The organism is Porphyromonadaceae bacterium W3.11 (assembly GCA_030434245.1).
Classification (GTDB): Bacteria; Bacteroidota; Bacteroidia; order Bacteroidales; family Porphyromonadaceae; genus Porphyromonas_A.
On record JAUISX010000004.1, the window covers coordinates 209485 to 224921 of the forward strand.

14 protein-coding genes and 1 tRNA gene are annotated in these 15437 nt (G+C 41.7%); 5 read left to right on the top strand and 10 right to left on the bottom strand.

The window, feature by feature from the left end; genetic code table 11:
* Positions 1 to 66: 66 nt before the first annotated feature.
* Together QYZ87_07495 and QYZ87_07500 are read right to left on the bottom strand one after the other, a co-directional pair.
* On the bottom strand, positions 67 to 1716 hold the full coding sequence (locus tag QYZ87_07495; protein ID MDN4754371.1) for a diphosphate--fructose-6-phosphate 1-phosphotransferase: 1650 nt from the start codon (positions 1714 to 1716) through the stop codon (positions 67 to 69).
* A gap of 39 nt (positions 1717 to 1755) precedes the next feature.
* A complete protein-coding gene (locus QYZ87_07500; protein ID MDN4754372.1) occupies positions 1756 to 2004 on the bottom strand; it encodes a hypothetical protein in 249 nt (82 codons plus the stop codon).
* Between the two features lie 488 nt (positions 2005 to 2492).
* Between QYZ87_07500 and QYZ87_07505 the strand changes: the two genes are divergently transcribed.
* Positions 2493 to 2563, top strand: a tRNA-Cys gene (locus QYZ87_07505).
* Between the two features lie 137 nt (positions 2564 to 2700).
* Positions 2701 to 4362, top strand: a complete 1662-nt coding sequence (locus QYZ87_07510) for an IS1182 family transposase (protein ID MDN4754373.1) — start codon at positions 2701 to 2703, stop codon at positions 4360 to 4362.
* A gap of 185 nt (positions 4363 to 4547) precedes the next feature.
* Here QYZ87_07510 and QYZ87_07515 read toward each other — a convergent pair whose 3' ends face one another.
* From QYZ87_07515 to QYZ87_07550, 8 genes are all read right to left on the bottom strand, one after another.
* Positions 4548 to 5603: an N-acetylmuramoyl-L-alanine amidase gene (locus QYZ87_07515; protein MDN4754374.1), complete on the bottom strand. Its 1056-nt coding sequence runs from the start codon at positions 5601 to 5603 to the stop codon at positions 4548 to 4550.
* 138 nt (positions 5604 to 5741) lie between these two features.
* Positions 5742 to 6998: a glycosyltransferase gene (locus QYZ87_07520; GenBank protein MDN4754375.1), complete on the bottom strand. Its 1257-nt coding sequence runs from the start codon at positions 6996 to 6998 to the stop codon at positions 5742 to 5744.
* Positions 6995 to 8113: a 4-phosphoerythronate dehydrogenase gene (locus tag QYZ87_07525; GenBank protein ID MDN4754376.1), complete on the bottom strand. Its 1119-nt coding sequence runs from the start codon at positions 8111 to 8113 to the stop codon at positions 6995 to 6997. The genes QYZ87_07520 and QYZ87_07525 overlap by 4 nt, the downstream gene beginning before the upstream one ends.
* Before the next feature lie 55 nt (positions 8114 to 8168).
* Positions 8169 to 8708, bottom strand: a complete 540-nt coding sequence (locus QYZ87_07530; GenBank protein ID MDN4754377.1) for a GNAT family N-acetyltransferase — start codon at positions 8706 to 8708, stop codon at positions 8169 to 8171.
* Between the two features lie 15 nt (positions 8709 to 8723).
* The gene (locus QYZ87_07535) at positions 8724 to 9656 is read right to left on the bottom strand and encodes a TIGR01212 family radical SAM protein (protein ID MDN4754378.1); all 933 of its coding nucleotides are present in this window, start codon (positions 9654 to 9656) and stop codon (positions 8724 to 8726) included.
* Between the two features lie 325 nt (positions 9657 to 9981).
* Positions 9982 to 10596 carry an L-threonylcarbamoyladenylate synthase gene (locus QYZ87_07540; GenBank protein MDN4754379.1) on the bottom strand — a complete coding sequence of 205 codons (615 nt, stop codon included), beginning with the start codon at positions 10594 to 10596 and terminating at the stop codon, positions 9982 to 9984.
* A gap of 28 nt (positions 10597 to 10624) precedes the next feature.
* On the bottom strand, positions 10625 to 11353 hold the full coding sequence (locus QYZ87_07545) for an SAM-dependent methyltransferase (GenBank protein MDN4754380.1): 729 nt from the start codon (positions 11351 to 11353) through the stop codon (positions 10625 to 10627).
* Positions 11343 to 12245 (bottom strand): DUF1731 domain-containing protein, encoded by a 903-nt coding sequence (locus QYZ87_07550; protein MDN4754381.1) that lies wholly within the window; start codon positions 12243 to 12245, stop codon positions 11343 to 11345. The genes QYZ87_07545 and QYZ87_07550 overlap by 11 nt, the downstream gene beginning before the upstream one ends.
* Positions 12246 to 12964: 719 nt before the next feature.
* Here QYZ87_07550 and QYZ87_07555 point away from each other — a divergent pair.
* From QYZ87_07555 to rpsU, 3 genes are all read left to right on the top strand, one after another.
* Entirely contained in the window at positions 12965 to 14032 is a 1068-nt protein-coding gene (locus QYZ87_07555) for a type I asparaginase (protein ID MDN4754382.1), read from the top strand.
* Positions 14033 to 14039: 7 nt separating this feature from the next.
* The gene (locus QYZ87_07560) at positions 14040 to 14897 is read left to right on the top strand and encodes an MBL fold metallo-hydrolase (protein ID MDN4754383.1); all 858 of its coding nucleotides are present in this window, start codon (positions 14040 to 14042) and stop codon (positions 14895 to 14897) included.
* 211 nt (positions 14898 to 15108) lie between these two features.
* Entirely contained in the window at positions 15109 to 15300 is a 192-nt protein-coding gene (gene rpsU, locus QYZ87_07565) for a 30S ribosomal protein S21 (GenBank protein ID MDN4754384.1), read from the top strand.
* Positions 15301 to 15437: the final 137 nt, after the last annotated feature.

Below are 15437 nucleotides of genomic sequence, written 5' to 3' on the forward strand. Positions count from 1 at the left end.
ATACCACCTTACGAAAAAGAGGGTTCATCACCCTCTTTCTCGCCCTGTATAGGTATGTGGTTTATACTATTTTTCCTGCTCTAATGTCAGGGTTATTGTGGGCTGATCACAGACCTCACTTGGTCCAAAATATTGAATAGGACCAGGGTACACATATCGTGTCTCTATAGCCCAGTCATCGCGATGCTTTGCAAACATTTGGAACGGTGCACCATCTAGTTCAACCAACGCCTTACGAATCACTGGCTTCATCTCTCCATGACGACGTTCCATATTCATCATCATCGTAATAGGAATACCTCCAGCGATCCACTCCGCAGCAGGTCTAGACGTATTACGGACGGAACTCATATAGCCTGTTTTTCCACTAGCAATCAGTTCTGCCGCTGTGTAGCCGATACTGTAGCAGTAATCGGCATCATAATTAGATGGAGCTGCACACCTACCTTCGTAGCCAAAGAAGTGTCGCTGTGTAGAGAACTTACCATCATACTTACCCTCAGCCTTCCACTCTTTTAGCTTACTTCCCACCATCTCAGCTAGTAATTTCTCAGTCTCTATCAATGAAACTTGCACGTTGCCATGAGGGTCTCTATCGAGGGTCAGCTGTCTTGCTACATCTTCAGGAAGAGAAGCATACACCTTACTATTATCCCCAGAGAGCATGCGGATTATAAATGATCTCTGCTCATCCTTAGATAATTGAGTAAAACGATCTCCCTCTTTTGCCAAGAGGTCATTCAACTCAGAAATCAAAGCATTCATAGCAGGAATGAACTCTATTAGCCCTTCTGGTACAAGTACAGTACCAAAATTACAACCCTTCGCTGCTCGCTTAGCAACAATCTCCGCAATATATGTAACAATGTCATCTAAGCTTTGTTGCTTCTCTTGTACCTCCTCAGAAATAAGACAGATATTAGGCTGAGTCTGGAGAGCACACTCAAGGGCGATATGAGAGGCAGAACGCCCCATCAGTTTTATGAAGTGCCAATATTTTCGAGCCGAGTTACAGTCTCTTTGTATGTTACCGATCAGTTCGGAATAGACCTTAGTAGCGGTATCAAAACCAAAAGAGGTCTCTATCTGCTCATTCTTAAGGTCTCCATCAATTGTCTTTGGGCAGCCTATTACTTGAACGCCTGCATCGATAGACTTATAATACTCTGCCAAAACACAAGCATTGGTATTTGAGTCATCGCCACCGATGATAACTAGAGCTCTAATGCTCAACTCTCGCAAGATAGCCAATCCCTTATCGAACTGTTCTTCCTTCTCCAACTTAGTTCTTCCTGATCCAATAATATCAAATCCCCCAGTGTTTCGATATTCATCAATGATATCACCAGTTAATTCAATATACTTATGATCAATCAGACCTGCAGGCCCCATAAGGAATCCATAAAGACGGCTCTCTGGATGAATCGCTTTAATACCATCAAAGATACCTGCAATGACATTATGCCCACCAGGTGCTTGTCCTCCGGATAGAATCACACCTACATTCATTGGCTCTGATACAGACTTATTAGGGCTTTCAGCAAAACGAATGACAGGTAATCCATACGTATTTGGGAAAAGATCCTGAATCTCTTTTTGATCATCAACCGATACGGTGACTTCACCCTCCACGACACTAACATTACCTCGAAGGGCATAAGGTACCTTAGGCTCATATTTGGCACGAGCAACCTGTAAGGGACTAATCTTTCTCATCTTTCTAAAGTCAATTTATTCTGTGAAACATCAATGTTATTATTTCCTAAAGTCAAATCTCTTATCCTCTTTTTTATCTCGGTATCTAGGACGTCTATTGTCATTTATTCTTACAAAAAGATACATCAAGCCAACATTAGCAGTTAGCACCAGAATACCGACACCAAAGAGCTTAGCATAATTATCTGGAAGGAGGAAAAATGAAAGCAAACTGGCGATGACGCCTATGATCATTAGCACGATAAATACTTTTTTCGCGCGACTAAAAAAACTTTGATTTAATGCCATACTATCTTAACCTCTCTTATAATTCAACTATTATCTATTCATGGGCAAATGAATACACGCTTTATTTCTATATTTATACTCGAAGAATCATACTGCCCGCTATATACGCAAATATACCTAAAAAGCTACACCTTTTGGATATCCTATATTCAATCGTGACAGAAATGAAACCATCCTCGGAAAGACTAATCGCTCCTTGGCATTGGTTTAGTAACTGAAGCCTCAACAACTTGAACTGCAGCTCCGATCAGAAGAATGATATTGCGATGGCTCTTAAAGCAAAGGAAAAGAAGCCACCTCAACATCAGCTTTTATAAGAACTATTTATCTCTTAATACTTGACTCCAATAAGAAGGATTTTATATCTCCTGAATATCAATAAGAATGATTTCTATATTTCTCAAATGCTTGTTCCATTAATTTCCGCCCACTATATTTGGACAAATAGTTACTTTTATGTATCTTTGCAAAGCTTTAAGGGCAATAATGGTTCCTTAGCCGAGTGGTTAGGCACCGGACTGCAAATCCGTTTACGGCGGTTCGAATCCGCCAGGAACCTCACAAGAAAGAGGGTGTGTCAAAACTAATTTTTTTGACGCACCCTATTATTTTGCGACAAAAGCCCCAACTTTCACAAGCTGGGGCTTTTCTATATCATAAAGATTTTGTATCTTTATGTATATCAATAAATTAACTATGACAAAGATACAATTTCGTCCATACATACACAATAGGTCAATGCTTTTTCCTCAAAGGCTTGACGAGGATATTTGTGCTAATGATCCAGTGAGAGTGGTCAATGCCATTATCGATGCTATTGAGATTGAGAATATTAAGGGCTTGTACAGTAAGATAGGTCGCCACCCCTACCACCCCAAGATGATGCTCAAGGTGATTATCTACGCCTACATGAATAACATCTACTCGTGCAGGAAGATTGAGCAAGCCCTCAAAAGAGATGTCCACTTCATCTGGCTTGCAGGGTATGAAAAACCAGATTTTATCACCATCAATAGGTTTCGTAATCGTGTAAAAGGAGAGATCAATAAGGTCTTCTCACAGATGGTATTGTTACTTGCAGAGAGAGGTTTTATCAGTCTTGATGTGGAGTATATCGATGGCACTAAGATAGAATCCAAAGCCAATAAATACACCTTTGTGTGGCGGAAGAGCGTGGAACGAAATCGAGCCAAACTTCAGGAAAAGCTAAAGGCATTGCTCTCTCAAATCGATGATTGTATTGCTCAAGAGAATAGCGAGGGTAGCGAAGAAGTAGAGATTACAGCGGAACAACTTTCAGAGCTGGTGACCACCTTCAAAGCAGAACTAGAGAGAACCCCGGAACCAGTCAACAAGGAGGAGAAAAAGAAAATAAGAGAGAGGAAGAAGCAGATCAAGCAACTAGAAGAGCATAAGGCTAAACTTATGGAGTATGACGAGAAGCTGGAAAAACTCGAGGATCGCAACTCCTACTCCAAGACCGACCCCTCTGCCACCTTTATGCGTATGAAGGAGGATGCCATGAGAAATGGTCAAACCAAGCCAGGTTACAATTTACAAATAGCTACGAATCAGCAATTTATTACCAACTTTGGACTCTTCTACAATCCTACTGACACCCTCACATTTATCCCTTTTCTTCAATTCCACCAAGACCGTTATGGTGATTTGCCCTCTACTGTTGTAGCCGACTCTGGCTATGGCTCGGAAGAGAACTATCGTTTTATGGAAGAGTCTGGTACAACACCCTTTGTCAAATACAATCGCTTCCATATTGAGCATCGTCCTCGCTATAAGCCCGACCCATTTCAGCCCTCATCGCTATACTACAGCAAAGAAGGAGATTACTATGTCTGCCCGATGGGACAAAGGATGAGGCGTATCGGGACAAAGAGAGGCAAGACAGCAAGCGGATACACTACTGAGAGTGCGAGATATAAGGCTGCGAGGTGCAAAGGATGTCCACTCAGAGGACTATGTTTTAAGGCAAAAGGCAATCGAATCATAGAGGTCAATCACAGACTCAATGAGTACAAAAAGAAAGCAAACCAACTCCTTACCTCCGAAGAAGGACTAAGACATCGAGGACGACGATGTGTAGAGCCAGAATCAGTATTCGGTCAAATGAAATACAATATGAGCTACAAACGCTTTCGACACTTCGGTCAAGACAAGGTCACTATGGACTTTGCCTTCTTTGCCATAGCATTCAATGTCAAGAAACTATGCTCTATGATGGCGAAAAACCCAAAAAACATGGATAATACACCTCATTCTTGCCCAAATCATCCATTTTTAGTCACTAACAACCTACTTTTAGAGGAAAACCAAATTCTAAAACATCTCGTAGCTGCTTAGGACACACCCTATCAAAAAAATTGAGGATGCATCAAAACTAGGTTTTGACACACCCTCTGCTTTTTTTCAATACGATTGTGATACTAGATATCACTTATATGTTGGGATGCAAATAATCGAGGATGTTTATTGATGAGCCTCATAGTGACACTCTACAGACCCACAGGGTTGTCTCTATTATATTTTTAGTAATAGCTCCCCACCTTATCCCCTGCAGAATTAAAGCCGACAATGAAACAATCTTTAAAGTGTTTTCTAAGCTCTTTCTGATATCGTCTTGCTTCGTTCAGATCGGTTGTGTTATAAATAGTGTACTTATAATAGCCATTCTCCATATAGTACGTAATGTGTTCTTTGTATCGACGAAATTTTCGACTATTAAGGGACACTTCACTCTTATCTGCCATGACTTGTATCCTATAATAAGTCCCGTCAGCGTTGCTATAATCATTATTAACCTTAGCGACCTTCTTCTCCTCTTTCACGCTTGAGGTGCTTCCCTTTCCACTCTTCAGAGTCAAGGCTCTCTCATACCTAATCACGGAATTAGCTATCTGGCTGGATAAAAGGTTTTGGCCATTTGATGATAGCATAAAGCTCTCGTCGTCATAATTTGAGATAAATCCTAGCTCTACTAAGATGCTAGGCATAGCAACTTCACGAAGCACAAGGAAGCCAGCTTGCTTCACACCTCTATTCTGTAATCCGCAATTAACTAAGCCTTTCTGAACCAAGTCTGCTAGCTCTATACTAGCATCCAAGTGTTTATTCTGTATAAACTGGAACATGATATAAGACTCATCAGACTGAGGATCAAAGTCAGCATACTTAACGGAATAGTCATCCTCATATAAGATCGCCGAGTTTTCTTTCATCGCCACCTCTAGGTTATCTTTAGTCCTATGAAGTCCGAGAACGTACGTTTCTGATCCTCTAGGAGAGCGACTTCTATTGGCATTAGCATGTATCGATACGAATAAATCCGCCTTCTTCCTATTAGCAAAACTAGCTCTCTCTCTTAAGCCGATAAATTCATCCCTATCTCTAGTGTAGTAAATAGTGATATTGGGGTTTTGAGATTTGATCTTTTCACCCACCTTCAAGGCTACCGATAGGACTATATCTTTTTCCTTAGACCTCTTACCAATAGCTCCTGTGTCTTTACCTCCGTGTCCAGCATCAATTATCACTACAAATCGACCTTTAGTATCTCTAGCATCCGTCGTGTTGGTAAATGTCATAAAGACCATTAAAGCAAGGAATAAAAATATTTGTCTTGTACTTATATGAAAATTCATAAGGTTATCGCTATTAAAGTGTATACTACGTGCGAAAATAACTATTTTTGAGTAAAGTAAAAAGAATCCCAACCATTATTCTCAACATTTTATCAACGAAGTGTCATAAAGATGGAGCAACCTATGAATAACCTTAGGAGCCGTAAAGTGCTCTATTGAAGTCGTAATACGGGTGCAATCCATTCGACCAGCGTCTTGGCATAGCTTGAGCAATTGCTCAGCATAAGAATCTGTATCATAGGGGTTGATTAGTAATCCATTCTTTTGATGCTGAATGATATCGCTTGTACCACCTACATCAAATGCCATTGCGGGCGTTCCACAGGCGATGGATTCTAAGAGTGTTTGACCAAATGTTTCGTACCTAGACGTAGATAGTGTGACATCAGCTGAGTTATACTCTGCTCGTAGCTCATCCTCCCCTACTTCTTCTTGACAAACCACCGTAATTGGTATCTCATCTACACTTTTTTTCAAGGAACCAATGATATACAATTCGGCTCTGTTTCTAAAGTCGCTAGAGATAGCAGTAGCCTTCTGAAGCACCTCTATCAAGAGATCTAAGCCCTTAACACTCTCATCTGCCCTCGCAGCCACAAAGAGCAACTTCAACTTACCCGTACCATGATGCCTAGGCTCCACATAAAAGCGATTAGAGTCGATTATATTGCTAATGGTGTGAGGTGGCAAAGCCCTAGGGAATCTCTCTAGATAGGTTTTCAGCTCCCTAGTTACAGCTCTACTAACGCCCAGAAATTGTATCTTTTCGTACGGCCAAGACTGCTTAGCCGCATACACATGACTTGCTAAATCATTATCACGATTAGAGTTAAGAATGGGACAACGCTTGCACCCATTACGAAATCGGTAGCAAAACTGTGTCTGACCATCCTTAAGTACAAAAGGGATATGGCATCCACCCGTAATTGGCCATAGATCATGAAGAGACCAAAAGATACGTTTGCTTGGCAGTGCAAATACCCTCTCCAGACCTTTAAGTGAGAGAAATCCTTGCTGGACCCAGTGTATATGAATAATATCTGCCCACTCCACCCATGGGTGATGCGAGATATCAACGCCATAATTGGCAGAACTGAATTTGAATAAATGATCTCTATCAAACCCATTAGCAAAGAACACCTGAATACGCTCCCCTAGAAAAGCCATACTCTGATGAACTCCATGTACACTCATTAGCTCGGGACGAGCATCGGTGATCGTAGCCGCAACTAACATACGAGCATCAACACCCGCATCTATTAGCCCCTGCAACATTCTACCTGCGGCAATGGCTGCTCCACCTCCTTGAGGATACGTATTCAGCAGCAGGACCTTCATCTCAACTTAAAACCGATCAAAGCAGCACTATTAGAATAGAGCCCCATCTCTTCACGGCTTACCTCGTAAGCATTTGGCTCGTATGGGTAATGATATGAACGCCTCTGAGCCTCAAAGTTTTGTTTATTTGCCCTCAATAGATTATCCACCGCTCTTAGGTCTAGCGTCTGACCTATAGCATCAAAAAGTGGATGTTCACTATGACTTAAGGACAATAAAGGATCTGCTAACTTAGGCGGATACATCGCCTCATAAGCCTTACTTCTAAGTCCGAAAAATTTAATTCCATTCTCCACACAGACCCGAGCTCCATTCGCCTTACCCTGTGCTGAGAAACCCGCAATATGAGGTGTTCCCAGCCATGCTTTCGCCAAAAAATCGGAAGAAATATTGGGCTCATGCTCCCAACAATCAATAATTATCTTATCGACTTTTCCCTCTTCAAGCCCCCACAATAGAGCCTCGGTATCAGTGACACCACCCCGGCAAGCGTTGATAAGAATGGGTCGCTTTTTTAGACCTGAGATGAAGGCCTTGTCGCAAAGATGATAAGTTGAGTCCACTCCTTCGTGGGTCAATGGGACATGCAGCGTAATGATATCCGCCTCATCTGCAATCTTCTGCAGAGAGACAAAGCCGTCTTCTCCCTCTTTCCTAGCACGGGGAGGGTCATTTCGTAGGACATTCATACCTAAGGCCTTGGCATAACGCTCAACCACTGATCCTACATGCCCTACACCAATAATCCCAAGGGTTTTTCCTTTCGGTTCAAACCCCGTTTCCTTATACAACAAAGCCATTGACGCACCGAAGTATTGCCCCACAGCCTCTGCGTTGCATCCAGGAGCATTTCGCCACTCGATCCCCTCCTCTTCACAATATTCGGCATCAATGTGATCAAAGCCTATTGTGGCCGTAGTAATTAATTGGACCTGCGAGCCCCTCAGGAGTGCTCGATCACACTTTGTAATACTTCGTACAATGAGCCAATCGGCACTCTCAACACGTTCAGACGTAATGTCTTCTGAGGGGAGATATACGACCTCACCAAGTCCCTCAATAACACCCTTAAGATAAGGGATTGACGCTTCTGCTATAATTTTTATATTTCTCATTTGTAACCAATTAAGTCCTTGTATGATCCCTTACCTCAAAAGTAATGAAAAAAAATCATAGCTTAATATCGTAAACATATCGTCTTAGGTCATCTAGCTCCCCCTCGTCGATAGGTTGACTAAATCTCAAGGTCATTATTCTTAAGGGAATAGATTCGCCATCTGCCCTATAAGAGGGCTGAATGTATGGAATGTCACTTAGTGTAAAGCCGAGTCTTTCGTAAAACTTTATTCGTCTAGTCGTAATGTGATCCGTAGGTGGCTCTGCCTCAAGTACAAAACGAGCATCTGAGAATCTCTTTTGGATCTGACCTATTACCTGTCGGCCAATACCATTCGAACGTTTATTAGGATCTATCGCAAAGTGTTCTAGATAAATAAACTGTGGCAAATGCCAGTAACTAATAAAGCCCACGAAGTCGTCTTTACAGAGAATAGCCTCGAGTGTGATCGGGCTCTCCTCAGCATTTAGCAGCCTGATAAGGTCTTCGACCTCTCTCCGCTCCACTTCGGGAAAGTCATTGAGGTATCTGCTTTCGAAATCTCTAAAATATGGAGATAATTCATTGACTATTCTTTCAAAACTAATATCCATTGTCATCAAAATATTTCAACCCTCCACTTTATACTTGCATCCTTGGATAAGGTTCAACTCTCTCATTCGTTTTTCTACCCTGTGTGTGAAGATGTAGTTTTTGATATCCCATCTAGGAGCGATTAGGAGCTCACTAGGTGCCTGCGAAACAAATCTATCTATATATAGAGTGGGCCGACAAATAGCCAATAAATCGCATAGGATATCGATATATTCATCCGCGGTAAGCAGGTTAAACTGCGTAGGATCCTTGAGATAATCCCTACCCATCACTGTCCCCTTAAGGATCTGTAGCTGATGAAGTTTGAGCGATGTTAGAGGCAACTCAGAGAGTCGCTGTATATGAGCCCTATAATCCTCTCGATCTTCATTCGGCAATCCTATAATTAGATGTGCTCCCACAGGCAACCCAGCAGCTGCAGTCTGGCATATCATAGCGGCACTCTCCTCAAAGGTATGACCTCGATTTATAGCTTTGAGCGTCTCCTCACTAGTACTTTCAACACCGTATTCAAGATATACAAATGTCTTTCGACTTAACTCCTTAAAGTACTCCAACAGTTCGGGCGTAACGCAGTCTGGCCTTGTCCCCACAATTAACCCAACGACACCTGGCACGGATAAAGCCTCTTCGTACAATGCTTTTAACCGCTCTATATCATCATACGTATTCGTGTAAGACTGAAAATAAGCCAGATATTTCATCTCTGGATATTTGTAGGAAAAGAACTTAATCCCCTCATTCAGCTGCACGGTTACACTCTTGATTGTCTGTGTGTACTCGGGGCTAAAAGAGCTATTATTACAGTAAGTGCAACCACCCCGTCCTTTGCTTCCATCACGATTAGGACAAGTGAAGCCGGCATTAACAGAAATCTTCTGAACCTTCATGCTCGGAAATCGCAACTGAAGATATTTGGTAAAGTCTAGATATGGTTTCTCGCTCATATTAATTTCACGGTATAATTTGTTACCTACAACAAAAAGAAAAAGGTTGTCTCACGACAACCTTCAATCTTAATATTAACCTAAAATCTAATACTATGAAAAACACAGTGCAAATATAAGACGTTTTTGGTATTAAACCAAATGAATTACTCAATAATTTTATTAAGTCTTCACAGAGAAACATCTATATTGCTGAATTTCAAAGATTTAGCTATAATGTTAAGTATATTTAAAGTTGTCTAATCTCCAACTAGAGATAGCATTTAGCCATTTTTTTGCTCTCCATCACGCATTTTAGGAGAGCCATATAATGTCCATAGAATAATCACCACTGGATAGCCTCTGGCCCCTCTCTGAGTACTTCGAAGGATGCTTTAGTACAATCTATGATAGCACTACCACCTAATTCCCCCAGACCACCATCCACTATATAATTGACATGATGGTGCCACGCCTCCTGGATCAGTTCGGGATGATACAGATAAGCCTCATCTTTGCCAGGCATAAGTGGAAGAGAAAAGCCAGTCAAGGGCCGTCCATAGTAATTAACTAGCTCCTCTACCAGTCTATGATCTGGGATACGGACACCGACCTCCTTACGACCTTTATATATACTAGGCAACGTACTGCTCGTCGGTAAGACAAAAGTAAAGGGGCCTGGCGTATTATCCTTTATCAGCTTGAAGGCTTCATCTGACAACTTAGCATACTTGCTGACTTGAGAGATTGTAGCACAGAGGATTGAAAATCGACTCTTCTTTGCATCCACACCTTTCAGTTCCGCCAATCGCTCCACACTATTTCCATTCATGGCATCACAGCAGATACTGTACCTAGTATCTGTAGGTATAATGATTACCTCTCCAGAATCCAGAGCATGAGCCAAAGGCTTCAGTACTGTCTCTGGGATCCGACTATCAGGATATATTTTTAGCATCATAATTGTATTCTCCTATCACCTTGATTTATTAAATACCAATAAGGAAAATAGCAGGCCTCTTATGCCAGCTCTTCCCCTTATCCAAGATAGCTACCCATTCCGAAAGTGGGTGCCGATGAATCTCCTCACTGGGAGTCGTGAGGTCAATAGCCACACACAGCTCAATCGATTTTGGCAAAGAATTCGCCAGTTCACGAATTAACTTATCGTTGCGGTATGGAGCCTCAATGAAGATTTGGGTCTCACCCTGCTCTGCTCTTCGCTGTAGCTCCTGAAGTTTTTTGCGTCGTTCCTGTTTGTCAAAAGGCAAATAGCCATGGAACGCAAAGCTCTGTCCATTGAAGCCAGAAGCCATCAAGGACAGTAGTATAGATGATGGACCCACTAGAGGTACCACTTGAATACCAGCTCTATGACAATCCCTCACCACCAAGTGACCTGGATCAGCGACAGCAGGACAGCCAGCCTCACTCATCAGTCCGACATCCTCACCTCTTTCTAAGATTGCCATCACCTCCTCCCGAGGGTACCGATAGCCGTCATGCTTATCAATCTCAATAATCTCCAACTGTGAAATATCAGCCTTGGGGAGCACACTCTTGATATACTGCCGCGCCGTCCTCGCATTCTCCACGACAAAATGCTTTATCACCTCCAGCTGCTTAAGATTGTTACTTGGCTGATAGGCCCCTGGATCGGTACTCCCGATAGTGATCGGAATGAGCCACAGCCTACCACTTTTCTTCTTAGAGGTCATAGATATTCAATGCTGCTGAAATAAAATCAGGGTACTCGAAGTCAAAGCCACTATTCAAAAGCCTATTCATAGACATTCGCCTACTCCTTAAGAATAGATCTGCATACTGACCGTACTTAAAACGTAAGATTCTGGTCGGCAAATGAATAGGGAATATCCTATTACTCCTGAGCTTAGCACAGTTTTCTGAGATTTCCCTATAGGTTATCCACTCTGGAGCTACACAGTTATACGGTCCAGTCATTTCTGGATGCTCAATAATGTAAGCCAAAGTATGACAGGCATCATTAATATGAACCCATGGGATGATCTGTCTGCCCAAACCATGAGAAATAGCTAAGCCATACTGACTACCCATCGCTATATGAGGAAGGATACCACCATAATGGCAGAAAATATTACCAAAGCGTGGATAAGCTGAACGCTCAGCCAATTGCTCGACCTCTAGGATATAAGATTCCTCCTCAGCTGCCTGATCCATACGAGCATAGAAGTCACGACCAGCCTTACTGTGTTCCGTAAAGATATATGGAGAATATTCGGACCCATAGTAAAGGTACGAAGAGGCCGTAATGATACTCTTGACCTTCTGTCTCCGAGCCATCAGCATACGTCCTATCAATGCCACAGAGCTCACCCTATAAGTCTGCAACACGTCTCGCTCTCTTACGTCCCGACTAATTGGCATTAGTGATGATCCTGCAAGGTGTAAAATATGATCCACTCCATCCAGGGCCTCTGGGTCCAGTTCATCAGCCATCGGATCCCAATAATATTCATTCCCAGCAACGGGATTATTTGTTAGGAGTCTAATATCATATCGCTCCGAGTACAGCGCTATAAAATGCTCAGCGAGTAATTCGCCAGCTCCAGTCATTAATATTCTTTCCATGATCTTCTTTTCTCCGCTCTTTGTTTCGTTTTGATAAAGATAACAATTTTCCTCTTGGCGATAAAACGTTTTAGTATATTTCCACAAAATAATCTTTGTGTTCATTTTCGTGTGACCACCTCTCTCATATCGGACCACCATCAAAGAAATTGGCTGTCATTGTAGGATATACTATTCAGAAACGAAATAAAACTGCATCCTCTGAAAGTTGGCTCAGAAGGAGGCTGAAAATTATCCTATAGGAACGAGATTGCCTTCTCATATAAAAAAGATATTTTTCCTATAGGAAACATTCCTCCTTCATATAACTAGATTTTCATCGACTTCTACCGAGTAAAACTGGCTCTTTTGATTACATTTTGACATATTCCATATGCTTCTATCCATCAGTTTATTATGGCACTCGACACCTTATCTAAAGAATTGTTTAAACAAAGCTGGTATCAAATTGACAGATGTTTTTCATGGCCATATAAATCAAATTTACTACTAGACGTGAAACATCCAAAAAATGTGCAAATTTACCAAGTGATTGTATTTTCAGCTCATTAGAAGCAAAATACAATTAATAAACATAAGCAGTGACGAAAAATAAAATAACAGGTCTAATATCCTGACAATGACTTATGAGCAAAGGGAAAAGAATATCTGAAAGTATTGAATGTATGAAAGTGTTTCGCTATCTTTGTCGTAAGTAAAAAATGCTTAACCAGCATAATATGACCACACACCTAGGCGGCAAAACTATTATGAATAAGAGCCCTCATGTGCTGCTTATATATACAGGTGGAACCATAGGAATGATTGAGAATCCCACAACTAGGGGACTCGAAGCCTTTGACTTTGCCTATATAGAGCAGCAAGTACCAGAGATTAAGCAACTTAGCTTTGATATCAGTATAAATACACAGATACCTCCATGCGATTCAAGTGATGTAGGACCTGAGTTTTGGGTTAAGATAGCCGAGGTTATCGAAAATGAATATCACAAGTATGATGGATTTGTGATTCTGCATGGAACTGATACCATGGCTTACACTGCGAGTGCCCTGAGTTTTATGCTTGAGGGCCTTAGAAAGCCTGTGCTCCTAACCGGTTCACAATTGCCAGTTGGACGAATACGTACTGATGGACGTGAGAACCTATTATCTTCCTTAGAAATTGCAGCCTCTCAAAATGAGCATGGTGACCCATGCGTGCAAGAGGTTTGCGTGTTCTTTAACAATCAATTACTCAGAGGTAATCGAAGCTCTAAGACCTCGGCAGATCATTTCTTAGCTTTTGAGAGCCCTAATTATCCTAAGCTAGCTTCTGTTGGGATCGAGATCGAATATGATGAGCAGCTGATGCTACCACGATTACCAAAAGGAACACCATTCAAAGTACACACGAAACTTGATCCAAGCGTATTAGTCGTGAGATTATTCCCTGGGATCTCGGAATCGGGACTTAGGACTATTTTTGAGAGTCCTAAACTAAAGGGGGTGGTTCTTGAAACTTATGGAAGTGGCAATGCTCCATCTAGCAGAGCTTTCTTGGATGTCATCAAGGAAGCCATTGATCGCGGGATTGTGATTGTAAATGTCACACAATGCCTGAAGGGGAAAGTACAAATGAACCGTTATGAGACGGGACAAAGTTTACTCAAAGCAGGGGTTGTTAGTGGGTATGATATGACCACAGAAGCGACCATTGTTAAGCTAATGTTCCTATTGGGCAACTGCCAGAGTGTTGAGGAAGTCAAGAGGGGCATGGCAACAAGCTTAAGAGGAGAGCTTTCCCTGTAGTATAAGAGTGGATTTATCAAACAATAACGGAATAGGCCCTTTATTTAATCAAGTTTCTACTGACAACGTGCTGAAGTTTATCAGCCTAGGCAGTGGCAGTAGTGGCAATAGTTACATCCTTTCAACGAGAGAGGATAGCATAATATTGGATGCTGGTATTGGTATCCGGCGTGTGCTCAGGCATTTTCGAGAAATGTCTATTGACACTAAAAAGATCCGTGCTATTTTTATCACTCATGATCATGCCGATCATACGAGAGGAGCTATACGTCTAGCCTATAAGCTGGGAGTACCCATCTATACATCACACGCTGTTGCACGCTCACTCTTATACCATAGATATAGTTCTCCAGACCTAAGTGCCTATCTTAGGATCATGGAAGTAGGTTGCGAAGTCACAATCGGAGACCTCGCTGTCACTAGCTTTGAAGTCCCCCACGATGCTACTCATAATGTAGGGTACTCGATTGAGACCCCTCATGGACACTTCGTATTGAGTACGGACATAGGCCATATTACCCCTGATATTATTGAGGCCATCTCTAAAGCCAACTATCTAATCTTTGAAAGCAACTATGATGATGAGATGTTAAAGGTTGGCCCTTATCCACACCACCTCAAACAGAGGATATGCAGCGGGTTAGGACACCTGAGTAATCGCATCGCTGCCGAGACTATAGCCGCTCATTACCATAAGGACTTGCGTTTCCTAGCCTTATGCCATATTAGTATGGAAAATAACAAGCCAGAGCTTGCTCTATCCACGATGAGAGATGCACTACAGTCATGTGGCGTTAATTGCGATACAGATATACGCCTCCATGTGCTAAATCGTCAAGAACCAGAAGAATTTACCCTGAGGTAAATCCAACTAACCCCCTCTTTCCCATATACACCCATCCACAGGAGGCAGGATTTAGCAAGTACACTTAAAGCTATAAATATGAATGCCAATGCTTTGATAATTCGGATTTTATGATTAACTTTGCAGTCCTAATTCGATGATCCTTGCATTAAGGGATCGCGAATAAGGATATTTTTTATATAGATAATTAGTACAACACAACTGAGAATTTATGATTATTGTAGAAGTTAAACAAGGCGAAAACATTGAAAGAGCGCTTAAGAGATTCAAAAGAAAGTTTGATCGTACAGGTACTATGCGTCAGCTACGTACTCGTCGTAATTATATCAAGCCTTCTGCTGTTAAGCGTCGCAAGATGGAAAAAGCTCGCTACGTACAGCAACTTCGTCAGATGGAAGATTAATCAAATCTTCTTTCTTAGACGATTATTGCCCTCGTATGCTACTCACTCATTTGGATGATGAGTGATCCTAAGTCATTAATAATAAATCATTTTTCACCTAGGAGGTGTTGTTTTTAATATAACAAAAGAGCTATTGT

Bases quoted from the DNA above. Each gene is read 5' to 3' on its own strand.
- QYZ87_07520 (MDN4754375.1), bottom strand. From the start codon at position 6,998: ATGAAGGTCCTGCTGCTGAATACGTATCCTCAAGGAGGTGGAGCAGCC.
- QYZ87_07510 (MDN4754373.1), top strand. From the start codon at position 2,701: ATGACAAAGATACAATTTCGTCCATACATACACAATAGGTCAATGCTT.
- QYZ87_07525 (MDN4754376.1), bottom strand. From the start codon at position 8,113: ATGAGAAATATAAAAATTATAGCAGAAGCGTCAATCCCTTATCTTAAG.
- QYZ87_07540 (MDN4754379.1), bottom strand. From the start codon at position 10,596: ATGATGCTAAAAATATATCCTGATAGTCGGATCCCAGAGACAGTACTG.
- QYZ87_07550 (MDN4754381.1), bottom strand. From the start codon at position 12,245: ATGGAAAGAATATTAATGACTGGAGCTGGCGAATTACTCGCTGAGCAT.
- rpsU (MDN4754384.1), top strand. From the start codon at position 15,109: ATGATTATTGTAGAAGTTAAACAAGGCGAAAACATTGAAAGAGCGCTT.
- QYZ87_07500 (MDN4754372.1), bottom strand. From the start codon at position 2,004: ATGGCATTAAATCAAAGTTTTTTTAGTCGCGCGAAAAAAGTATTTATC.
- QYZ87_07545 (MDN4754380.1), bottom strand. From the start codon at position 11,353: ATGACCTCTAAGAAGAAAAGTGGTAGGCTGTGGCTCATTCCGATCACT.
- QYZ87_07535 (MDN4754378.1), bottom strand. From the start codon at position 9,656: ATGAGCGAGAAACCATATCTAGACTTTACCAAATATCTTCAGTTGCGA.
- QYZ87_07495 (MDN4754371.1), bottom strand. From the start codon at position 1,716: ATGAGAAAGATTAGTCCCTTACAGGTTGCTCGTGCCAAATATGAGCCT.
- QYZ87_07530 (MDN4754377.1), bottom strand. From the start codon at position 8,708: ATGGATATTAGTTTTGAAAGAATAGTCAATGAATTATCTCCATATTTT.
- QYZ87_07515 (MDN4754374.1), bottom strand. From the start codon at position 5,603: ATGACATTTACCAACACGACGGATGCTAGAGATACTAAAGGTCGATTT.
- QYZ87_07555 (MDN4754382.1), top strand. From the start codon at position 12,965: ATGACCACACACCTAGGCGGCAAAACTATTATGAATAAGAGCCCTCAT.